The organism is Flexivirga oryzae (assembly GCF_014190805.1).
GTDB lineage: Bacteria > Actinomycetota > Actinomycetes > Actinomycetales > Dermatophilaceae > Flexivirga > Flexivirga oryzae.
In genome coordinates, this window is sequence record NZ_JACHVQ010000001.1 from 1,619,641 (window position 1) to 1,641,921 (window position 22,281).

The following is a 22,281-nucleotide window of genomic DNA, read 5'->3' on the forward strand; positions in this document are numbered from 1 at the left end:
TGGCCGGCCGGACCTGACGGCGCACTTGGGCCATGAGTCATGAGCGACGTCGAGACCGGTCGGACCACCACGGATGTCCCGGCTCGTCTGGACCGCCTTCCGTGGGCTCGGTGGCATTGGATGGTGCTGGTCGGGCTGGGGACCGTCTGGGTCCTCGACGGGCTCGAAGTCACGATCGTCGGATCGATGTCGGCCGCGCTCAAGTCGTCGTCGACCGGGCTGTCCATGTCGGGTGGCGACATCGGGACGGCGGGGGCGGTGTATGTCGCAGGCGCCTGCGTCGGGTCACTCGTATTCGGCCAACTCACCGATCGATTCGGACGCAAGCGACTCTTCCTCATCACCCTCGGGGTCTACCTGGTGGCGACAACACTGACGGCGTTCTCTCCCACGGCTCTGTGGTACTTCGTCTGCCGGTTCGTGACCGGAGGCGGCATCGGCGGTGAGTACTCCGCCATCAACTCCGCGATCGATGAGATGATCCCCGCGCGATTCCGGGGCCGGGTCGATGTGGCGATCAACGGCTCCTACTGGATGGGTGCAGCGGTCGGGGCGCTCGTGACGATCCCGTTGCTGAACCCGGACCGTGTTCCGAGCTGGCTGGGCTGGCGTCTCGCCTTCGGGATCGGTGCGGTCCTGGGACTGCTCATCCTCCTCGTGCGGCGCAACGTGCCCGAGAGCCCACGCTGGCTCTTCATCCACGGCCGGGAGGACACTGCTGAGCGTGTCGTCCGCGACATCGAGAGCAAGGTCCGCGGATCGACCGGGATGGACTTGGCCGAGGTCGATGACACGATCACGATCCGACAGCGTAGGACGATCGGGTTCGGTCTGATCGCCGGCACGCTGTTCAAGGTGTATCCGCGGCGAACGATTCTGTGCTTCTCCCTGTTCGTGGGCCAGGCCTTCCTCTACAACTCATTCTTCTTCACCTTCGGCGACACCCTCACCACGTTCTACGGGGTCAAACAAACAGGTTGGTATCTAGCAGTATTCGCCGTGAGCAACTTCGTCGGGGCGTTGGCCTTGAGCCCACTGTTCGACACCATCGGGCGTGCGCGCATGATCACTGTGACCTATGTGGTTTCCGGGGTGTTGCTGGCGGTGAGTGCGTTCCTGCTGCACTCGTTGAGCGCGATCACGCTGACCGGACTCGGGGCTCTGGTCTTCTTCATCGCCTCACCCGGCGCGAGTTCGGCATACCTCACCGCCAGCGAGGTCTTCCCGATGGAGACCCGCGCGTTGTGCATCGCCTTCTTCTATGCGATCGGCACCGCCGCCGGCGGCATCGTCGGACCTTTGCTGTTCGGCCGCTTGCTGGATTCTGCGGAAGCTGCGAAGGACATCGGTGGGCTCGCGCCTGGGTACCTGACCGGAAGTGTGCTGATGGTCGCGGGTGGCGTGGTCGCCCATTTCCTCGCTGTGCACGCGGAAGGGAAGAGCCTGGAAAGCGTCGCGACACCTTTGACAGCCGAATGACATCGAACGAAGCGGAGGCAACAGCAATGCCCGACCCGGACGTTGATGAACTGGAAGCTGAGCTACGGGGCCGGGTGGATGGCGAAGTGCGTTTCGACAACGGGACCCGCGCCGCCTACTCCACCGACGGCTCGAACTTCCGACAGGTGCCGATCGCCGTCGTGGTGCCACGCACGGTGGATGCCGGCGTGGCGACCGTGGCGGTGTGCCATGAGCACCGCGTACCCGTCGTGTCGCGTGGCGGCGGCACAAGTCTCGCAGGGCAGGGGACCAACCACGCGGTCATGATCGACTGGGTGAAGTACTGCAATCGGCTGCTCGATGTCGATCCGGAGCAACGGACCTGTGTGGTGGAGCCGGGCATCGTCCTGGACGATCTCAACCGCGAACTGGGGCGTTATGACTTGCGTTTCGGTCCGGAGCCGGCCACACATCCGAATTGCACGCTGGGCGGGATGATCGGGAACAACTCGTGCGGGGCAACGGCCCAGCGGACCGGGAAGGTCGTCGACAATGTATTGCGGCTGGAGGTGCTCCTCTCGGACGGCACCCGCTTCTGGTGTGGGCCCACCGACGATGCCGAGTATGCCGAGATCGAACGGCACGGTGACCGGCGCGCCGCCGTCTATCGTTCGCTTCGGCATCTTCGTGACGAGTACGCGGACGAGATCCGGGACCGTTACCCGGACATACCTCGACGGGTTTCCGGCTACAACCTCGACTCTCTGCTCGCAGAGCACGGATTCGACATCGCCGGGCTGCTGGTCGGCAGTGAGTCCACGCTCGTCACCATCCTTCGGGCAGAGCTGAATCTGGTCCCCGTGCTGCCAGAACGCACACTCGTCGTGCTGGGGTTCGACTCCATAGCGGCTGCTGCGGACGCCGTGCCCGGCCTGTTGCCCTACGAGCCGATAGCGTTGGAGGGGCTGGACCACCGGTTGATCCACGATGAACGCATCAAGCATCTGAACGACGCCTCACGCCGGCAGATGCCGGACGGTGATGCGTTCTTGATGGTGCAGTTCGGTGGGCAGAGTAAGTCCGAGGTCGACGACAGTGCGAAACGGATGCTGAGTGGGCTGGGCCGCACGGCCGAGGACCCTGACGTGACGGCCGTCGGCGACCCGAGCCTCGAGGACGACCTGTGGGCGGTACGTGAGTCCGGTCTCGGTGCGACCGCGCATGTCCCGGGAGAGCCGGACACGTGGGAGGGCTGGGAGGACTCCGCGGTCGACCCGTCGGATCTGGGTGATTATCTGCGGGACCTCCAACGGCTCTACGACAAATTCGGCTACTCCGACGAGGCCGCGCCAAGCCTTTACGGGCATTTCGGACAAGGGTGCGTGCACACGCGGATACCCTTCCGGTTGAACGACACCGACGGGCTGCGCACCTACCGGCGGTTCATGGAGGAGGCATCCGACCTCGTCGCGCGGTACGGTGGCTCGTTCTCCGGCGAGCACGGTGACGGGCAGTCCCGCGGGGAGCTCCTACCCAAGATGTTCGGCGAACGCATCATGACGGCGTTCGCCGAGTTGAAGGCGATGTTCGATCCGGAGAACCTGATGAACCCGGGAAAGGTCGTGGCACCGGCCAGGCTCGACGAGCATCTGCGACTCGGCGCGTCGTGGTCGCCACACCTCGACGCCCGGACGGCCTTCGAATACCCCGACGACGGAAGCTTTCTGCGCGCAGCGAACCGCTGCGTCGGGGTCGGGCTGTGCAGGGCACCACAGCCCAAAGCCGATGACGTCATGTGTCCGTCATACAGGGCGACGCGCGAGGAGCTCGACTCGACCAGGGGCCGCGCGCGACTGCTGTTCGAAATGCTGCAAGGGCATCGCGACGGGACGATCACCGACGGCTGGAGATCGAAGGCCGTCAAGGGTGCCCTCGACCTCTGCCTGTCCTGCAAGGGCTGCGCGAGCGACTGCCCTGTCAACGTCGACATGGCGACCTACAAGGCGGAATTCCTGCATCACCACTACCACCACCGCCTCCGACCACGTGCCCACTACGCACTGGGGTGGTTACCAGTGGTGGCGGACGCAGTTGCGAGAAGCCGGAGTGCGCGTCTTCTGAACCATCTGACCGGGATCGAGGCTGTCCGGCGGGTCGGTACGGCGCTGGCCGGCGTCGAGAACCGCGAGGTGCCGCAATTCGCCACACAGACGTTGCAGGAATGGTGGAGCGGGCGCGCTCCACAGGGCACCGGTGAACGTGGCTCGGTGCTGCTGTGGCCCGACACCTTCACCAATCACTTCGATCCACAGATCGGGCAGGCGGCCGTTGCCGTCCTCGAGGATGCCGGTTACCGGGTCGAACTGCCACAGAAGCCGGTCTGCTGCGGCCTGACCTGGACGTCTACGGGGCAGCTGGATGTGGCCCGCCGCGTGCTGCACCGAAGCGTGGGTGTGCTCGGGCCGGTATTGCGCGCGGGTTGGCCGGTTGTCGGGCTGGAGCCCAGTTGCACGGCGATGCTGAGGTCTGACGCACCCCGGCTCCTGCCGGAGGTCGGCGATGTGCGGCGTCTCGCCGACAGCACCGTGGGTCTGGCCGAGTTGCTCCAGGAACGGACGGACGGCTGGTCCCCACCCGCCGCGAAAACAGACCACGCGTTGGTGCAGGTCCACTGTCATCAGCATGCCGACACCGGATGGGAGGCCGATCGCACGCTCCTGCAGAGAGCCGGGGTTGAAGCGCGCAGTGTCGGCGGCTGCTGCGGCCTGGCAGGAAATTTCGGATTCGAGAAAGGGCATTTCGACGTCAGCCGTGCGTGTGCCGAGGACCGTTTGCTACCGGCCCTGCGCGGCGCAGACGACTCGACCCTGATCCTTGCCGACGGATTCAGCTGTCGGACCCAGATTCACGAGTTGGACGAGACCGGCCACCAACCGGTGCACCTGGCCGAGCTACTCGGCCAGGCACTGCAGCACAGGAAACGGGTCGACCAGATCGGTGGTAACCCGTGACAGGCTCAGCCCGGAAGGTCGGTGGACTCATCCGCGGCATTCGCCGCGTGTGGGGCGTCGAGGGCGTCGACGTCGTCCGAGATTGCACCGGCAAGGACATGCTCCTCGCTGATGATGGTCACGAATCCACCGGAGTTGCGGAAGATCTCCTGCAACTTGTCGATGACCGGCTCGGGGAACCTCACTCCGAACCTGTCGTTCGCCTCGGTGATCAACGAGGCCATCTGGTCGGCATCCGCGTCGCGGTGCTGGGCAACCGACCACAGGGCCTCGGCGTAGTCGTGCGCGGCCTCGCCCAACCGCTCCACCAGGTCGCTGGACAGCGGAACCTGCGCGGCGGGACGGATGTTCGTGGGCTTCTGATCGTCGGACATTGTGTGCTCCCTCCATGGGCGTCGGTCCCATAGCCGTCGTTTACCCGGCCTGCCCGGATCGAATCACCGCCGAGTGTGTGATTGGTCGTCACGTGGGTAGAGGGACGAGCATGAGCAACGAACTGCAAGGACGGAAGATCGCGTTCCTGGCCGCGTCGGGTGTGGAACAGATCGAATTGACCGAGCCGTGGACCGTGGTGGAGGATGCCGGTGGCGCTCCAGTGCTGGTGGGCACCCGCGAGGACGAGGTGCACGCGTTCCATCATGATGTCGACAAGGGCGACACCTTCCGACCTGACGTCATGGTCGACGATGCGACTGTTGCGGACTTCGGCGCCTTGGTGCTTCCGGGTGGGACCACCAACCCCGACAGGCTCCGCACGTTCGATGAGGCTGTCGAGTTCGTCCGTGGGTTCGCACGCCAGGGCAAGCCGGTGGCGGCGATCTGCCACGGACCGTGGACGCTGGTGGAGGCGGGCGTGCTCCGAGGCAAGGAACTGACCAGCTGGCCGAGCCTGCAGACCGACATCCGTAACGCCGGTGGGGAGTGGCAGGACCGAGAGGTCGTCGTGTGTGAGCGTGCCGGTTGGACCCTGGTCACCAGCCGTAAACCAGACGACCTCCCCGCCTTCACCGACGCACTGCTAGCCGCATTCGCGCAAGCGTAGTCGGATGAACGGTCGCTGCGTGCTTCACAGGTGCGCTTCGCTCGCAGTGCGCACGCGATGCACCAGGGCGACAATGGCCTCGGCGTCGATGCCGGCCGCCTTCATCAGCTCTTCGGGAGTGCCGGAGGTCGGCATCACATCGACGGCGAGCTTGTGCACCTGCGGCCGCACCGGCTCCGCCGCCAACGCCTCCAGCACCGCGTCGCCGAGACCGCCTTCGGGTCGGTGGTCCTCGACGGTGATCAGCGCATCCGTCTCGGCGGCGGCTCTGCGGACCGTGTCCGCATCCAACGGCTTCACGGAGTAGCAGTCCACGACCCGCATCCCGATCCCTTGCGCGGCCAGAAGATCCGCGGCGTCAACCGCTTCGTCCACGGTGACCCCGCACGCGAGCACGGTCACCTCGTCATCCTGGTCGTGCCGCACGGTTCGGCTGCCGCCGATGTGCACCCTTTCATCCGCCGGCGTGCGCACGGTGGTCGTTCCGCGCAACACGCGCAGATAGGTGATGCCGCCCCGATCGGCCATCTCCTCCATCAGCGGGACCACCTGGTTCGCGTCCGAGGGGTGCAGCACCGCGCTGCCGTGGATCGCACGCATCGAGGCGAGGTCCTCCAGGGCCATTTGTGACGGCCCATCGGCGCCGATGGCGACTCCGGCGTGGGAACCGCACAACCGCAGGTCCGCCCGCGACACGGCGGCCATCCGCACGAAGTCGTACGCCCGCGCCCAGAACGCGCCGAACGTCGACGCGAAGGGGGTCCAGCCGCGCACACCCAGTCCGACGGTCGCCGCGACCATCTGCTGCTCGGCGATGAACATCTCGAAGTAGCGGTCGGGTTCGGCCGACGCGAACTCATCGGAATGTGTCGAGTTGGAGACCTCACCGTCGAGCGCCACGACGTCCTCGCGTGTGGCACCGAGCCAGGCCAGTGCCGCTCCGTAGGCCTCACGGGTCGACCCTTCCGTCCCGACCTCCCAAGTGGGCCGCGTCCCCCCGGTCGCGGTGAACCGGTGCAGCTCCGCGCCCAGGTCGGGGCGCTGAACCTCGACCCGGAGGTCACGGAAGCCGCCGAGCTCCGCGACGGCCGCCGTCGCGTCGTCCAGGGGTTTTCCGTGCTTGCCCAGCTTGTCCTCTACCGCTGCAACGCCTCTGCCCTTGAGGGTGCGCGCGATGATCGCGCAGGGTCGGCCGGAGGTGTGCTGCGCTTCCGTGTACGCCCGGTCGATGGCCGCGACGTCGTGCCCGTCGACGACGACGGGATGCCAGCCGAAGGCCGACACGCGCGCGGCATACGCATCGAGATCGTGGCCGAGCATCGTCTCCCGGGTCTGTCCGAGGCGATTGACGTCGATGATGGCTGTCAGGTTGTCCAGGCCACGCCAGCCGGCGTACTGGAAGGCTTCCCACATCGACCCCTCGGCCATCTCGGAGTCGCCGCACAGCACCCACACCCGGTACGGGAGTTTGTCGAGTTCCTTGGCGGCCAGGGCGATTCCGACGCCGATGGGAAGGCCCTGACCCAACGATCCCGTCGCGACGTCGGTCGGGGACATCCGTGGGGTCGGGTGCCCTTCGAGTCTGCTGTCGAGCCTTCGGTAGGTGCGGAGCTCCGGCTCGTCGATCGCGCCGGCCGCATGCAGCATCGCGTAGTAGAGGGGTGAGGCGTGACCCTTGGAGAAGATCAGGTGATCGTTGTGGGGGTCGTCCGGTGCCTGCAGATCCCAGCGCAGATGACGTCCCAGCAGCACGGCGACGAGGTCGGCGGCGGACATCGACGAGGTCGGGTGCCCGGAACCGGCCCGGTCGCTCATCACGACCGAGTCGACACGCAGCTGTTGCGCGAGTTCGGTGCAGAAGTCGAGGTCCGGGCGGGTGTCGGAGGCAGTGGTCATCGGGTGTGCTCCTCTCGTGGAACGCTGGGTACGGGTGATGTACCCGTGGTCACGACTCGGAAACCGGACATTCGCTGGACGCATGTCCACGGCTGTCGACGGGTATGCCGCATGCCATGACGCCCGCAGCTGCAGTGGACCAGGTCGAGGTGCAAGCACTGTCGTTCCCGACTCCGTCGCCGGAGAGCGACGGGACGTTGACGTGGGATCACACCGATGTCGTCACCGTCGAGGTTCGGGCCGGTTCGGAGACCGGACTCGGTTGGTCCTACACCACCCCGGCCGCGGTCGAGCTCGTCCGCACGGTCCTCGCGCGCGAGGTGCTCGGTGAGGACGCTTCGAGTCCGGTCCGGTTGTGGGAGCGGATGCACCGGGCATGCCGCAACCTGGGGACTCGCGGTGTGGTGATGGCAGCGATCAGTGCGATGGACATCGCGTTGTGGGACCTGCGTAGCCGTGGGTTGCGGGTTTCCCTCGCGGATCTGTGGGGTGCAGAACGTGATTCGGTGCCGGTCTACGGCTCCGGGGGCTTCACCTCTATGGGTCCGGACGAGCTCGACGCACAGGTCGACCAGTGGCTGGCGGCCGGTTGCTCCGCGGTGAAGCTCAAGATCGGCGAGAACTGGGGACGTGAGGTGGCACGCGACCTCGAGCGAGTGGCTCGCGTGGTCAACCGGGTGCATGGTGACGCGGAGGTCATGGTCGACGCGAACGGTGGCTATTCACGGAGCCAGGCCATGCAGGTCGGACAGGACCTCGACATCCTCGGTGTGAGCTGGTTCGAGGAACCCGTGTCCAGCGAGGACCTCCGCGGCCTGGGACAGCTGCGTGATGCGCTGAGCAGCGAGGTGGCGGCGGGGGAGTACATCGCCGAGATCGCGGACACCCGCGCCATGTGCGAGGCCGTTGACTGCGTGCAGTTGGACGTGACCCGGTGCGGCGGATTCACCGGATGGCGGCGCTGCGCGGCATACGCTCACGCGGCACATGTACCGGTGTCGGCGCACTGCGCGCCGGCGCTGCACCTGCCGCTCGCCATCTCCGACGGCGCGGTGCGCCACCTCGAATGGTTCAGCGACCACGCCGCCCTGGAACCACAGCTGATCGAGGGCGCACCGGTCGTGCGCGGCGGCCGATTGGCGCACTCGCCAGGACCGAGAGTCGGACACGGCTACCGCCTCAAGGACGTCTCACGTTTCGTCGTCGAAAGGATCCCGCCGCAGCGGGCCGGGATGCACGCCGTCTCATCGCTGGACACGCACCGATCGCGCAGACGTCGGACCTGAACGCGCTGCAGCCGTCGGCGGCGGTAGGTGGCCCCCGACGGCTGCAGTTGTCAACGGCGGACGGTCAGTGACTCCGCAACGCATCGATGAGTTCGTTCTTGGACATCGACGAGCGACCCTCGATGCCGAGCTCAGCCGCCCGGTCGGCCAGCTCGTCCTTCGTCCAGTCCTCGTAGGGCGACTGCTGGCCGCCCTTCGCTCCGACGTCGGATCGGGACGTGTTGGCGGCCGCATTCGCGATGCGCGCCGACTTCTCCTTGCTGTTGCCCTCGTCGCGCAACTCCTCGTAGAGCTCATCGTCCTTCACCGATGGCCCCGGCTTCCTGTCAGGCATCTCGATGCACCTCCGCGTGTCGTGTGTTCGTATGCCGGCGTCATACCCGGCGGGGCGAATTTCACTCGCGAGCGAGGACGCAGCAATGCGCCACTCGGCGGTCGGCAATCTCTGAACTCGTTGCTATCACATGTGATTCGGCTGTCTGCCGACACTCGACGGTTGCCGAGACACTCATTTCGTGACAGGCTGAAGTCACGTGCCGGCTCGAGCAGCGTGGTCGGTGTGGTCTCTCGTGGAAGAACTGAGCCATGCCGCACCCTTCAGCCGTCAGCAACTCTCCGCATGAGCGCGCACAACGCGCCGAAGATCTCCTGCGCAAGGCCCAGCACTCGGGTCGCGGGTCGGCTGCCCGTCTTCGTCACGAGGTCGTGCTCGACCATCTCTCCCTGGCGATCTCGATCGCCCGCCGCTACGACCACCGAGGCCTCGAACGCGAGGACCTGGAGCAGGTCGCGCTGCTGGGCCTGGTGCAGGCCGTCCGCCGCTACCGGCCCGGCACCGGTTCGCCGTTCCTGGCGTTCGCCGTGCCGACGATCACCGGTGAGCTGAAGCGGCACTTCCGCGACCACGGCTGGGCGGTGCGTCCGCCACGGCAGTTGCAGGAGCACAGCCTCGCCGTGCGTACGTGCATCGATCGGTTGACCCAGGAGTTGGGCCACGAGCCCACCAGTGCCGAGGTCGCCCGCTCACTCGGCCTCACCCAGCAGGACGTCGGCGCGGCCAGGGAGGTCGACACCCAGTACGTCGCACGATCGATGGATGCACCGGTCGATCGGGACAACGGTATGCCGCTGCGGGAGACCATGGGAGCGGTCCCCGCCGAGTTGGACCGGATCGAGGCGTTCGAAACGCTTCGGCCGGTGCTGTGCAAGCTACCGGCCAGGGACCGGCTGATCGTGCGCCTGCGATTCGTGGACAACCTCACCCAGCGCCAGATAGGTCAGCGCATCGGAGTCAGCCAGATGCAGGTCTCGCGGCTGCTGACCGACATTCTGGGGCGCTTGCGCCGCGCCCTCGCGTTCGACGGTGATGCCGCTCGTGCAGCATCGTGATCCGCGCCGAACCCGCCCGGCCGGCCAGTGCGACCGCTAGCCGCTGGCCCGCTTCTCCCGGTCGAGCGTCGTCCTGACCTGCGCACGACTGGTGGGCAATGCGCGCGCGGTCACGAGGAACTCGGCCACCTCGCGCAGCTTGATGTTGTGGTTCTGTGAGTAGCGCCGGAGCACCTCGAACGCCTGATCCGCCCGCAGCGAGTGCCGCTCCATCAGGATGCCCTGTGCCTGGCCGATGACCTTGCGTGCATCAAGGGCAGTGTTCAGTTGCGCGTCCCGCATCGACGAGGCGAGCGCGATGGCGGCATGCGTCGTGAAGATCTGGATGTACGAGCGGTCGTCGCCGGTGAAGTCACGGGGCGAGCGCCAGTAGAGGTTGAGACAGCCGAGCCGGCGCCCTCCCGTGTCGGTCAGCTCACCGGCCAGGGCGCTCACCAGACCCAGCTGTGCCGCGCTGCGACCCCAGGTGGGCCAGCGCGGGTCCTCTGCGATCCGGCTACTGGCCAAGGTCTCGCCCTGCCAGGCGCTGTCGTTGCACGGGCCCTCATCCAGCGCGTACTGGAGTCGGTCGGCCTCGAGCACCACCGGGTCGTCCGTCCCCACCGTCCGCAACCGGTTCCTCGCCTCGATGAGAGTGATTCCCGCGTGATCGGCGCCGAGGGTCAGCCGACCCTGCTCGACCACCTCGTGCGCGGTGGCGGCGAGGTCCTGTGCCGCATTGAACTGTGCCGCCAGATCGGCGAACTCCTGGGCGTCCATGGGTACTCCCGCGTGAGACAGTCCGGTATCACGAGGAACTCTATTCCTCGACGGCGCTGGGGCAACCGGGCTCCTGGCTCGCCTTCCGGCAGCGACCGCCGTCGGGCCCTGTCAGGAGCCTTGCTGCTCGCGCACACCTGCCTCCACGCGGTCGCCGAGGCGCTGGTCGACGCTGCGCCAGTAGTCGAAGGCTCGTGCGAGCACCTTGTCGGTGACGCCGTCCGAGAGGTGCCCGACGATGTTGCTGACCAGGCGGTCGCGGGCTGCGTCGTCCAGCACGTCGCGCACCAGCGTCCCGGCCTGCCCGAAGTCGTCGTCATCGGCGCGCAAGGTGTATGCCGCGCGGACCATTTCGCCGTCCGCCGCCCACTGGCCGCCGTCGTCGGTCAGCGCCGGATCCGCGACCGGACCGCCATACGAGTTCGGTGCATAGACCGGGTCGGTGACGTTCTGCGTGCGCCCGACGCCGTCCTTGGAGTAGCTATGGACCTCGACGTGCGGTTGGTTCACCGGTATCTGGCGGTAGTTCGCGCCCAACCGCGCCCGGTGTGCGTCGGAGTAGCTGAAGCCGCGTGCGAGCAGCATCTTGTCCGGCGACAGGCCGGTGCCGGGCACGAGGTTGTTCGGTTCGAATGCCGCCTGCTCGATCTCGGTGTGGTAGTCGGTGACGTTGCGGTTCAACGTCATACGCCCCACCTCGTGCAGCGGGTAGTCGCCGTGCGGCCACACCTTGGTCAGGTCGAACGGATTGAACCGGTAGGTCTTGGCCTCGTCGAAGGGCATGATCTGCACCTTGAGGGTCCAACTGGGATGGTCGCCGGACTCGAGGTGATCGTAGAGATCGCGCTGGTGATAGTCACCGTCCTCGCCGGCCAGCCGGTCCGCCTCGGCCTGGGTGAGGCACTCGATGCCCTGGTCGGTGATGAAGTGGTACTTCACCCAGAACCGTTCGCCGGACGCGTTGATCCATTGGTAGGTGTGGCTGGAGTAGCCGTTCATGTGTCGCCAACTGCGGGGTATGCCGCGGTCGCCCATCAGCCAGGTGACCTGGTGGGCAGACTCGGGGGACAGGGTCCAGAAGTCCCACTGCATGTCGTGATCGCGCAGGTTGTTGCCCGCGCGGCGTTTCTGTGACCGGATGAAGTGCTGGAACTTCATCGGATCACGCATGAAGAACACCGGCGTGTTGTTGCCGACCAGGTCGAAGTTGCCCTCGCTGGTGTAGAACTTCAGCGCGAAGCCCCGCGGGTCGCGCCAGGTGTCGGGGCTGCCGCGCTCGCCCGCCACGGTCGAAAAGCGCGCCAGCATCTCGGTTTCCACCTTCGGCTGGAAGACCGCGGCACGGGTGTAGGCGCTGACGTCCTCCGTCACCTCGAAAGTGCCGAAGGCGCCGCCACCCTTCGCATGCGGCTGACGCTCGGGTATCCGCTCGCGGTTGAACATCGCCATCTGCTCGATCAGATAGTGGTCGTTGAGCACCAGCGGCCCGTCGGGGCCGATCGAGAGTGAGTGTTCGTCGCTGGCGACGGGGATCCCGGCGTCCGTGGTGGTGGGTCGATGCTGCTTTTCCGACATCTACGCTCCTCGTCTCGGGTCGGCAGGGCAGCTTGCGGGATACCCCGCTCGGTCGACCCCCAAACCATCGGCGGCACTGGGCCGGACTGGCGTTGTAGTTAGGATCGGCTAACCTAACTTCATGGGGTTCAACGATGGACGCAAAATCTCCGGTCTCTACCGCGTCGAGGTGGACCAGTCCGAACGGGTTTCGCCGAATGTGCAGCGCCTGACGTTCGCCGGCGACGACCTGCGCACCATTCCGCAGCACGGCTACGACCAGTGGTTCCGGTTGTTCCTGCCGCACCCGGACGGCACGACCGATTTCGACGCTGTCCCGGAGAAGTTCGGGATCGGCGGGTACCTGCGGTACCTCACGAAGAAGTCCGGGACCCGGCCGCCGTTCCGCAGCTACACCGTGCGGACGCTGCGCAGGGAACGCGGCGAACTCGACGTCGACTTCGTCATCCACGGTGACACCGGGATCGCCGGACCGTGGGCGCAGCAGGCGGAGCGCGGCGAGCGTGCGGTGATCCTGGACCAGGGACGCGGTTTCGACCCACTGGACGACGCGAACTTCGTGCTGCTCGTCGGGGACGACTCCGCCCTGCCCGCGGTCGCCGGGATCCTGCGCGATCTGCCACGTGACGCGCAAGGGCTGGCGATCATCGAACTCGGGGACGACGATGATCGGCAATCACTCGACGCACCAGAGCATTTCGAGGTGCGGTGGCTGAGTCGGCCCGACTCGCACGCCACGCCGGGGCTCGCCGCCCTGGCCGAGGTGCAGGCGTTCACGCCATCGGATCCGGCGACCCTCCAGGTGTATGTCGGTGGCGAACAGGCGATGGTCGCCGGCTGCCGACGTCACCTGGTCGGGGCGGGTGTCCCGAAGACGCGGATCCAGTTCACCGGTTACTGGAAGGTCGGGCGCGCCGGCTGACCCGGGCACGCGACCCGGACGGTCCGGTGCGTCGGCCGCCGACGCAACGTTCTGCAACCCTTTCCGAGCGCATCTCCTGTGACGACGATCACATCTATCGATACGTCCACCACAGGAGATGACATGAAAGCAGCTCTCTACTACGGCAATCGAGACATCCGCATCGAGGACGTGCCCGAGCCGACCGCGGGTCCGGGCCAGGTCAAGGTGCGGGTCGAGTGGTGCGGGATCTGCGGCACGGATCTGCACGAGTATCTCGACGGGCCGATCTTCTGTCCGCCGCCAGGCGCTCCGCATCCGCTGACGGGGGAGCAGGCGCCAGTAGGGCTCGGGCACGAATTCGCCGGCGTGGTCGCAGAACTCGGTGACGGGGTCACCGGGCTGTCCGTGGGTGAACGGGTCGTGGTCGAGCCGTATCTGACGTGCGGCCGGTGCGCGCGTTGTCGCGACGGTCGCTACAACGTGTGTGAGGTGCTCGGCTTCATCGGGCTGTCCGGCGGTGGTGGCGGTTTTGCGGAGTATGTCGTCGCGGACGCGAAGCGGACGTTCCCGCTCGGAGGGCTCAGCACGCAGGTGGGCGCACTCGTCGAACCACTCGCCGTCGCCTATCACGCAGTGCGCCTGGGCGGGGTCACCCCGGGGATGAGCGCCACCGTCTTCGGCGCCGGTCCCATCGGTCTGGTCACCGCGGCCGCACTCCGTGCGGCCGGCGCCGAGCAGATCCTGGTGATCGAACCCGCGGAGGTTCGCAAGAAGAAGGCCGAGGTCGCGGGAGCCACCACGGTCATCGACCCCACCGACACCGACGCGGTGGCAGCGGTCATGGATCTCACCTCCGGGCGGGGGACCGACGTGTCCTTCGAATGTGCCGGCGTCGATGCTGCGCTCGACCAGGCGACGCGCTGCACCAAGGGCGGCGGACTCGTCGTGAACGTCGCCATCTGGGGCCACGACGCGACCGTCGCGATGAACAACCTGGTGTTCAACGAGGTCGCCGTGATCGGATCGCTGGCCTACTGCAACGACCACGAGGACACCATCGGTCTGCTGCGCGACGGCAAGGTCGACGCCGAGCAGTTCATCACCGGGGAGATCGCGCTCGACGATCTGGTCGACAAGGGCTTCCGCGAGCTCATCGACAACAAGGCGGAGAACGTCAAGATCCTGGTCCACCCGTGAGCGAAAGAGGAGACGAGCCAATGACAAACACGCAGCGAGTAGCGATCGTGACCGGAGCGGGCCGCGGCATCGGTGCCGCCATTGCCACGCGGTTGGCAAAGGACGGCTACGCCGTGGTCGTGAACGATGTGGACCCGGCCACCGCACAGCACACGGCCGACGAGATCGGCGGCTGCGCGGCTCCTGCCGACGTCACCGACCGCGGCGCGGTGTTCGACCTCGTGCAGACGGCTGTCGACAGGTACGGGCGGTTGGACACGATGGTCGCCAACGCCGGGATCGCCAAGGTACAGACACTGCTCGAAGCGACACCCGCCGACCTGGAGCAGATCTTCCGGGTCAATGTGTTCGGCGTCCTGTACTGCATCCAGGCCGCCGCGGAACGGTTCCGCACCCAAGGCGGTGGCGGCAAGATCATCACCTGCGCGTCCATCGCCGCGCATGACGGATTCGCGTACCTGGGCAGCTATTCGGGGACCAAGTTCGCCGTTCGGGGCATCACCCAGGCGGCCGCCAAGGAACTCGCCGGCGACGGCATCACGGTCAACGCATACTGCCCCGGGATCGTCGGCACCGACATGTGGGATCTCATCGACGAACAGTTGGGCCGGTACCTCGGGACGGGGAAGGGTGAGGCCCTCGCCAGCTATGCCGCCGGGATCCCGCTCGGACGGGTGCAGACCCCCGAGGACGTCGCCAACTTCGTGTCGTATCTCGGCAGCCCTGACGCCGACTACATGACCGGCCAGGCGATCATGATCGACGGGGGCGTGGTCATGCGCTGAGGCGCGCGACCACATCGACATGGACACCCCTGCAACGCGCCCCGATCGCGGGCGCCCCTGGTATGTGATCGGACTCGCCAACTTCGCGATCGTGGCGGCCCTGTCGGTCGTTTCCTGGTGGGTGCTGGCGGACCCGCGCTGGAGCCCGCTCGGCGTCTACCCACTGCCGTTCAACGCCTCGCTCTTCTGGGCGATCCTGTTCATCGTGTTCGTCGGATTCAATTGCGAATTTGCCGGATTCAATCGTGTCCGGCAACCGCTGCGAGGTGGACTCCTGATGGTGACCGCCGCCGCGTTCGGCATCGCGGTCACCTGGATCCTCGGCTCCGGCCTGGGCCGGTTGATGCCCGACTTCGATGCGCATCGCGCCGGCGGCAGCGGCTACTTCACCGGTGCATTGTTCGTGCTCTTCGCGTTCTTCGCGTACGTCATGGTGGTCCTCAACTGGGAGCACTGGCCGTGGCCGCAGCTGGGTCTGCGTCAGCCGGTGACGGGTCTGTGCGACATCGCCTTCATCTTCATCCCGACCCTGCTGATCTATCTGATCTGGGGCCTGCCCGCGATGGCTGCGCACCCGACCGGCTACGCGCCGATGACCATCAACGTCGTCCTCGGCTACTTCTACGCACTCGTCGTGGCGACGATCCTCACGGGGCTGTGCGCGGAGAACCTGCCGTGGTCCACGGCAGGGTCCGGCGGCCGCACAGCCCTCGCAGCCACGGTCGGCAACATCCTCCTGGGCAGTGGGCTCTACTTCGCACTGCTCGGCGTCTGCAAGCTCCTCATCGGGACGGGCACGACGCAGGCACTGGGTGATGCGATCCACCAGTTCCCCGCACAGCTCGGCGTGTGTTGGAACTTCTGGATCATCCTGTGGGCGAACGCGTTCGGCAACTGGCCGACGAAGCGAGGCCGGGTCACCAACATCGCCGCCCGGATCCTGATCACCTTCGGGTTGGGAGTCGCGACGTTCCTGGCGTACTACTACTGGATCGCCGGGAACCTGCTGCACGAACCCGTCGTCGCCGGCGCACTGCACGGCAACGCACTGGGCTTCCTGGACTGGGCGGTGCTGTGGACCCTCTTCTACGTCGTCGGGTTCGAGTCGTACGGCCTGCCCGCAGCGGCGGACACGCTGCCCGAACCGGTCGACAGCACGCAGGAGCAGTTCGCCACCACCGGGTGAGCGGACGGAGAGGTGCTTGCTGTGCGTAACCCATTGGAAGCGGCGTTGCCGACGGGTGAGAATCCTCGGCGGCACGCCCGCGAGCTGGCGCGGATGCGTGAGGCGACAATCACCGGCGTGGTCGACCAACAACACCCACGTTCGGTGATCGCGGAGTCGTGGCATCGGATGGGCCGACTCGGCGTGGATCCGGACCGGGGGAAGCTGGCCCCGGTGATGCCCGCAGAGGAGGTCGAGTTCCGACGGCAGGACTCCGGACTGGCGGAGGTGCTGCCCATCCTGCGGAACGGGCTGGTCAGGCTCGCCGAGGAATCGGGTCACATCATGGTGGTCGCGGATCGCGACGGTCAGATCCTGTGGCGTGACGGCAGCCGCGTCGTTCTTCACCGTGCCGATCAACTGGGTTTCCGGGTGGGCGCGAACTGGCACGAGAACGTGGTCGGCACCAACGCGATCGGCACGGCCCTGGTCGCCCAGCGTGCCGTGCAGGTCTTCTCCGCCGAGCACTACGTGCGCACCCATCATGTGTGGACCTGCGCTGCGGCGCCGTTGCGCAGTCCGCGCGACGGCAGGGTGATCGGTGTCGTCGACATCTCGGGGCCGGCGGCGACGATCAATGCAACCACGCTCGCCCTGGTGGACGCGGTCGCCCAGCTGGCCGAGACACAACTGCGGCTACGTCATCTCGTCGAGCTCGAGAGGCTGCGTCGCCTGGCGCTGCCCGCCCTCGTGCGACTGGACGGGACGGCGCTGGCGGTCGACACCGACGGTTGGGTGGCTGCGTCGACGGGCCTCGTCACGATGGACCGCATCGCCCTGCCCAGCTCCGTCGCCGCAGGGAACATCTGGTTACCCGGGTACGGCACCTGCCGCGTCGAGCCGCTGCCCGGGGGCTGGATCGTGCGGATCGAGGGACGGCACGCGGATGCTGCGCCGACGTCGATCGTGCTCGACCTGACCGGGCCGGACGCCGAGCTGCAGATCAGCGGCCCCGACACGACGTGGTGCCACGGCCTGACGCCACGTCACGCGGAGATCTGCTACCTGCTCTTCCGCCATCCGACGGGAAGATCGGCACGCCAGCTCGCGCTCGACCTGTTCGGCGACTCCGGCCGGGTCGGCACGGTTCGGGCCGAGATGTCGCGACTGCGACACAGCTTCTCCGGGATCATCCGATCCCGGCCGTACCGCCTGGCGGACGGCCTGCAGACCAGGCTGCTGTTGCCGCCGGCGCCGGAACAGCTCCTCCCGTTCTCGACCGCTCCCGCGATCCGTGGCGCGCACCTACCGCGCTGATGGCACGGTCGAGCCGCCGGGCCTCAGCGCCGCCGTCTCGTTCGGCGCCGATGGGTGGGCGTGCCGGCGCCCGGCGGGTTACCGTGGGGCGATGGATCCCTCGCGGTCAATGCCCCCACGCGACCTGCGTCGCGCGGAGTTGGCGCGCGAGGCCTTCCTGGAGCGTGGCTCTCCGGAAGACGTCCGCCCGGAGGTGTACCAGTCCTGGCTGCGTTCCCTGTCCGACGGGCTCGACCCGGAGGCCGAGTTGCGCCAGGAACCGTTGGCCGACGACGCCCTGCGATCACTGCGCGAGCAGCACCCGCTGGCAGCATCCATGCCGCTCATCCGGTCACTGCTGACCGAGAGTGCTGCGGAGGCGGGGCTGCTCGTCGCGGTCAGCGATGCCGCCGGTCGGCTGCTGTGGGTCGAGGGCGATTCGGCGTTGCGCAGAAGTGCGGAGCGGATGCTGTTCCTGCCGGGTGCCGACTGGACCGAGCAGGCCGTGGGCACCAACGCGCCGGGTACCGCCCTGGCCATCGACAGCGCGGTCCGCATCTACGGCGCCGAACATCTTGCGCGGCAAGTCACTTCGTGGAGTTGTTCCGCCGCGCCGATCCATGACCCCGACACCGGAGCCATGCTCGGGGCGCTGGACCTGACCGGAGGTGACGACGCGGCCGCACCCCAGAGCCTGGCTCTGGTGAGCGCCACGGTCGCCGCCGTCGAAGCGCAGCTGCGCATTGCTCGCCTCACCTCCGGCATCGTAATTGGCGATCCCGCCCAGCTGGTTGCGGGACAACGGCTGACAGTGCTGGGCGCGGGTGGTGCGACGCTGTCCAGCAGCGACGGAGTGCGCAAGTTCGGCCTCCGGCACAGTGAGCTCCTGCTGCTGCTCTCGGAGGCCGCCGACGGGATGACCGCCGATCAGCTGGCGGTCGCATTGAGTGACGACGAGCTGCCGTCGGTGACGCTGCGCGCCGAGATCTCCCGATTGCGGGGCGTGCTGCCGGATGGGCTGCTCCTCTCGCGGCCGTACCGCTTCGGACAGGCGGTGCGCAGCGACATCGCCGTCGTTCGCGAGCACCTGGAGCGGGGCGAGGTCGGCGCGGCGGTCAGCGCCTACCGGGGCCCGGTCCTGCCCGACTCGGAAGCTCCGGGCGTCATACAGATCCGTGAGCAGTTGCACACGCGGATGCGTAATTCCGTCCTGAAACATGGCGATTCGGACCTGCTGCTGCGGTTTGCCGACACCATGTTCGGCCGTGACGACCTGCAACTGTGGGAGGCCGCGGAAGCCCTGGTCGGTGCCGGTTCCCCGCGCCGGGACTCGGTCAGTGCCCGCGTGAGCAGGCTCCGCGGCCGCTGACGCGCACGCAACGTTGGTGCAACGTTGCGAAACGTAATCTGCGTCACATGCCGGGCGAGGTGCCCGGAAGGAACCCCTAGGAGGGCACGCAGCATGACGATTTACGCGCGGCCGGGCGAGCAGGGCAGCCCTGCTTCCTACAAGTCCCGATACGACAACTTCATCGGTGGCGACTGGGTGCCACCGGTTTCCGGCAAATACTTCGAGAACGTCTCGCCGGTCAACGGGAAGGTGTTCACCGAGATCGCACAGTCCGGCGCGGCTGACGTCGACAAGGCGCTCGACGCGGCCGAGGCCGCGGCTCCGGGGTGGGCGAAGACCTCGGTCACCGACCGCTCCAACATCCTGCTGAAGATCGCCGACCGGATCGAGCAGAACCTCGAGCTGCTCGCCGTCGGGGAGACCTGGGACAACGGCAAACCGGTGCGTGAGACGCTCGCCGCGGACCTGCCGCTGGCCGCGGATCACTTCCGTTACTTCGCCGGCGCCATCCGGGCCCAGGAAGGCCACATCAGCCAGATCGACGACGACACCGTCGCCTACCACTTCCACGAGCCGCTGGGCGTGGTCGGCCAGATCATCCCGTGGAACTTCCCGCTGTTGATGGCGACCTGGAAGCTGGCACCGGCTCTGGCGGCCGGCAACACGGTCGTCCTCAAGCCCGCCGAGCAGACCCCGGCATCGATCCTGCTCCTCGTCGAGCTGATCGCCGACCTGCTGCCGCCGGGTGTCCTCAACGTGGTCAACGGTTTCGGCGTCGAAGCGGGCAAGCCGCTCGCGTCCTCGAACCGGATCCGGAAGATCGCGTTCACCGGCGAGACCACCACCGGCCGGCTGATCATGCAGTACGCCAGTGAGAACCTCATCCCGGTCACCCTGGAGCTCGGCGGCAAGAGCCCGAACATCTTCTTCGATGATGTCGCGGCACAGGACGACTCGTTCTACGACAAGGCGCTCGAGGGCTTCGCGATGTTCGCGCTCAACCAGGGCGAGGTCTGCACCTGCCCGAGCCGTGCGCTCATCCAGAAGCCGATCTTCGACTCCTTCCTGGCCGACGGGACGGAGCGCGTCAAGGCGATCAAGCAGGGCAACCCGCTGGACACCGAGACGATGATCGGCGCGCAGGCCAGCAACGATCAGCTGGAGAAGATCCTCTCCTACATCGACATCGGCACCAAGGAGGGCGCTCGCGTCATCACCGGTGGCGAACGCGTCGACCTCGGCGGGGACCTGTCCGGCGGATACTACGTGTCACCAACGATTTTCGTCGGCAACAACAAGATGCGGATCTTCCAGGAGGAGATCTTCGGTCCGGTCGTGTCGGTGACCGAGTTCAACGACTTCGACGACGCCATGTCGATCGCCAACGACACGCTCTACGGCCTGGGCGCCGGCGTGTGGTCGCGCAACATCAACACGGCATACCGGGCCGGCCGCGGCATCCAGGCCGGCCGGGTGTGGACGAACTGCTACCACCAGTACCCGGCGCACGCCGCGTTCGGAGGGTACAAGTCGTCCGGCATCGGGCGGGAGAACCACTCGATGATGCTCGATCACTACCAGAACACCAAGAACCTGCTGGTGTCCTACAGCGCCAGCAAGCTCGGTTTCTTCTAAACCAACGCGAAGAAGTTGAGATGACCGACTCGACGAACGTCCCCGGCGGTACCCCCGCCGGGGGCGTGGCCGTCACCGACGAGGCGGCGCAGATGCTGCGTCGCCTCGTCGGCGAGAACGGCCCCTTGATGTTCCACCAGTCCGGCGGGTGCTGCGACGGCTCCTCGCCGATGTGTTACCCGCAGGGTGAATACCGGCTCGGGCAACGCGACGTCCACCTCGGCGATCTGCCGATCGGCGAGGGCTACGACCCGGTGCCGGTCTACATCTCCGGTGAACAGTACGAGGTATGGCGGCACACCGAGCTCACGATCGACCTGGTGCCGGGCCGCGGCGCCGGGTTCTCGTTGGAGGGCCCGACCGGCTACCGGTTCCTGACGCGCTCCGACGTGTGCCGAACCGACTGAGGATGAGGACCGCTCGCGGCGCGACGCACCGCGAGCGGTCCTGAGCCTCAGACCTCGGTGGCGAGCAGCTCGCCCAGGTGCCGATCCACCTGGGGCAGATAGGTGTCCGCGACGGCGAACAGGCCGAGGTGCCCCAACACGTCCTGGATGACCCGGCATTCGCTGTCGGGCACCAGCTCCTGCTGTGGCTGCACGTCCCGCGGCGGGAACAGCACGTCCTCGTCGATGGGTAGCGCGAACACCTTGGCGGTGATCCTGCCCAGCGCGGCAGCCAGGTCACCGTCGGTGTTGCGGGCGACGTCGCCGCGTTGCCACTTCCACGCCTGGCACAGCAGGTCGTTCGGGTCCATCGTGGTGAAGTAGGGCTCCAGGAAACCTTCGATGAAGGCCTCCTTGGAGTCGAAGTCCAGCGCGCGCCATACCTCCTGCTTCCAGAACTCCGACGAGAAGCCGACCAGCGCCCACACGTGCGCCTGCCGCTTCAATCCCTCGAAAACGTCCTCGTTCGAGGCGTATTCACCGCCGTTCCAACCGGGATCGGACATGATGCCCTCCCGGCAGTACTCCGCGATCAGGTAGTCGTGCGGCGTGTTCTGCGCGGTGCCGGCGATCGGCGCGGCACGCAGCACCTTGTCGGGGAACCGGACCGCCCACTCCCAGGTCTGCTGGGCGCCCATCGACCCGCCGACCACCAGTTGCAGCCGCTCGATGCCGAAGTGCTCGCGCAGCAGTCGCTCCTGGGCGCGCACATCGTCACCGATCCGCACGTGCGGGAACTTCGACATGGCGATCGACGCGTTGGCACCGTCCGCGTTGTGCGGTGACGTGGACAGGCCGCTGCCGATCTGGTCGATCGCGACGATGAAGTACTTCGCCGGGTCGAGGGCGTGCTCCGGCCCGATGTAGGCGTCCCGCCAGATCTGGTGGGTGCCCGAATACCAGGAGGTGATGAGGATGGCGTTGTCCCGCGCCTCGTTGAGCCGGCCGAAGGTGGCGACCGCCAGCCGACAGTCCGGGATCGTGCCGCCTTCCTCCAGCTCCAGTGCGCCGATGCTGATCAGCTCGTAGTCACCGTGGAACTCATGGCTGTAGTACGGATTCTCGATCGACATGGTGGCTCCTCACCGGTGCTGCGCGACTCGG

19 protein-coding genes are annotated in these 22,281 nt (G+C 67.1%); 13 read left to right on the forward strand and 6 right to left on the reverse strand.

Annotated features, from left to right (window positions below; genetic code table 11):
- Nucleotides 1–39: 39 nt before the first annotated feature.
- Both FHU39_RS07460 and FHU39_RS07465 read left to right on the forward strand, forming a co-directional pair.
- The gene (locus tag FHU39_RS07460; protein ID WP_183319764.1) at nt 40–1,479 is read left to right on the forward strand and encodes an MFS transporter; all 1,440 of its coding nucleotides are present in this window, start codon (nt 40–42) and stop codon (nt 1,477–1,479) included.
- Nucleotides 1,476–4,451, forward strand: a complete 2,976-nt coding sequence (locus tag FHU39_RS07465; RefSeq protein WP_183319765.1) for an FAD-binding and (Fe-S)-binding domain-containing protein — start codon at nt 1,476–1,478, stop codon at nt 4,449–4,451. Before FHU39_RS07460 ends, FHU39_RS07465 begins: the two co-directional genes overlap by 4 nt.
- Before the next feature lie 5 nt (nt 4,452–4,456).
- Here FHU39_RS07465 and FHU39_RS07470 read toward each other — a convergent pair whose 3' ends face one another.
- Complete coding sequence (locus FHU39_RS07470) at nt 4,457–4,825, reverse strand: hypothetical protein (protein ID WP_183319766.1); 369 nt, start codon at nt 4,823–4,825, stop codon at nt 4,457–4,459.
- A 110-nt stretch (nt 4,826–4,935) separates the two neighbouring features.
- On the opposite strand from FHU39_RS07470, the gene FHU39_RS07475 reads away from it, so the two are divergent.
- Nucleotides 4,936–5,493, forward strand: a complete 558-nt coding sequence (locus FHU39_RS07475; protein WP_183319767.1) for a type 1 glutamine amidotransferase domain-containing protein — start codon at nt 4,936–4,938, stop codon at nt 5,491–5,493.
- A 24-nt stretch (nt 5,494–5,517) separates the two neighbouring features.
- On the opposite strand, the gene FHU39_RS07480 is transcribed toward FHU39_RS07475, so the two are convergent.
- Nucleotides 5,518–7,389 (reverse strand): transketolase, encoded by a 1,872-nt coding sequence (locus FHU39_RS07480; RefSeq protein WP_183319768.1) that lies wholly within the window; start codon nt 7,387–7,389, stop codon nt 5,518–5,520.
- A gap of 116 nt (nt 7,390–7,505) precedes the next feature.
- Here FHU39_RS07480 and FHU39_RS07485 point away from each other — a divergent pair, with 116 nt between their 5' ends.
- Nucleotides 7,506–8,675: an enolase C-terminal domain-like protein gene (locus FHU39_RS07485; protein ID WP_183319769.1), complete on the forward strand. Its 1,170-nt coding sequence runs from the start codon at nt 7,506–7,508 to the stop codon at nt 8,673–8,675.
- 64 nt (nt 8,676–8,739) lie between these two features.
- Here FHU39_RS07485 and FHU39_RS07490 read toward each other — a convergent pair whose 3' ends face one another.
- Nucleotides 8,740–9,009, reverse strand: coding sequence for a DUF7218 family protein (locus FHU39_RS07490; protein ID WP_183319770.1), 270 nt, complete (start codon nt 9,007–9,009; stop codon nt 8,740–8,742).
- A 251-nt stretch (nt 9,010–9,260) separates the two neighbouring features.
- On the opposite strand from FHU39_RS07490, the gene FHU39_RS07495 reads away from it, so the two are divergent.
- Complete coding sequence (locus tag FHU39_RS07495) at nt 9,261–10,064, forward strand: sigma-70 family RNA polymerase sigma factor (RefSeq protein ID WP_183319771.1); 804 nt, start codon at nt 9,261–9,263, stop codon at nt 10,062–10,064.
- A gap of 36 nt (nt 10,065–10,100) precedes the next feature.
- Here the strand turns inward: FHU39_RS07495 and FHU39_RS07500 are convergent, their stop codons facing one another.
- Together FHU39_RS07500 and FHU39_RS07505 are read right to left on the reverse strand one after the other, a co-directional pair.
- Entirely contained in the window at nt 10,101–10,823 is a 723-nt protein-coding gene (locus FHU39_RS07500) for a GAF and ANTAR domain-containing protein (RefSeq protein ID WP_183319772.1), read from the reverse strand.
- A 111-nt stretch (nt 10,824–10,934) separates the two neighbouring features.
- Complete coding sequence (locus tag FHU39_RS07505) at nt 10,935–12,398, reverse strand: catalase (protein ID WP_183319773.1); 1,464 nt, start codon at nt 12,396–12,398, stop codon at nt 10,935–10,937.
- Between the two features lie 121 nt (nt 12,399–12,519).
- Between FHU39_RS07505 and FHU39_RS07510 the strand changes: the two genes are divergently transcribed.
- The 8 genes from FHU39_RS07510 to FHU39_RS07545 all read left to right on the forward strand — a co-directional run bounded on the left by FHU39_RS07510 (nt 12,520) and on the right by FHU39_RS07545 (nt 21,138).
- Complete coding sequence (locus FHU39_RS07510) at nt 12,520–13,320, forward strand: siderophore-interacting protein (protein WP_183319774.1); 801 nt, start codon at nt 12,520–12,522, stop codon at nt 13,318–13,320.
- Between the two features lie 123 nt (nt 13,321–13,443).
- Nucleotides 13,444–14,499, forward strand: a complete 1,056-nt coding sequence (locus FHU39_RS07515) for a 2,3-butanediol dehydrogenase (protein WP_183319775.1) — start codon at nt 13,444–13,446, stop codon at nt 14,497–14,499.
- Between the two features lie 20 nt (nt 14,500–14,519).
- Entirely contained in the window at nt 14,520–15,284 is a 765-nt protein-coding gene (locus FHU39_RS07520; protein WP_183319776.1) for an acetoin reductase, read from the forward strand.
- Between the two features lie 19 nt (nt 15,285–15,303).
- Entirely contained in the window at nt 15,304–16,470 is a 1,167-nt protein-coding gene (locus tag FHU39_RS07525; RefSeq protein WP_183319777.1) for a hypothetical protein, read from the forward strand.
- Nucleotides 16,471–16,491: 21 nt separating this feature from the next.
- Nucleotides 16,492–17,766, forward strand: a complete 1,275-nt coding sequence (locus FHU39_RS07530) for a GAF domain-containing protein (protein WP_221185169.1) — start codon at nt 16,492–16,494, stop codon at nt 17,764–17,766.
- Nucleotides 17,767–17,857: 91 nt separating this feature from the next.
- Complete coding sequence (locus tag FHU39_RS07535; RefSeq protein ID WP_183319778.1) at nt 17,858–19,114, forward strand: sigma-54-dependent transcriptional regulator family protein; 1,257 nt, start codon at nt 17,858–17,860, stop codon at nt 19,112–19,114.
- Nucleotides 19,115–19,207: 93 nt separating this feature from the next.
- Entirely contained in the window at nt 19,208–20,731 is a 1,524-nt protein-coding gene (adh, locus tag FHU39_RS07540) for an aldehyde dehydrogenase (RefSeq protein WP_183319779.1), read from the forward strand.
- Between the two features lie 20 nt (nt 20,732–20,751).
- Nucleotides 20,752–21,138 carry a DUF779 domain-containing protein gene (locus FHU39_RS07545; RefSeq protein ID WP_183319780.1) on the forward strand — a complete coding sequence of 129 codons (387 nt, stop codon included), beginning with the start codon at nt 20,752–20,754 and terminating at the stop codon, nt 21,136–21,138.
- A gap of 47 nt (nt 21,139–21,185) precedes the next feature.
- Here the strand turns inward: FHU39_RS07545 and FHU39_RS07550 are convergent, their stop codons facing one another.
- The gene (locus tag FHU39_RS07550) at nt 21,186–22,250 is read right to left on the reverse strand and encodes an alpha/beta fold hydrolase (RefSeq protein WP_183319781.1); all 1,065 of its coding nucleotides are present in this window, start codon (nt 22,248–22,250) and stop codon (nt 21,186–21,188) included.
- Between the last annotated feature and the right edge of the window lie 31 nt (nt 22,251–22,281).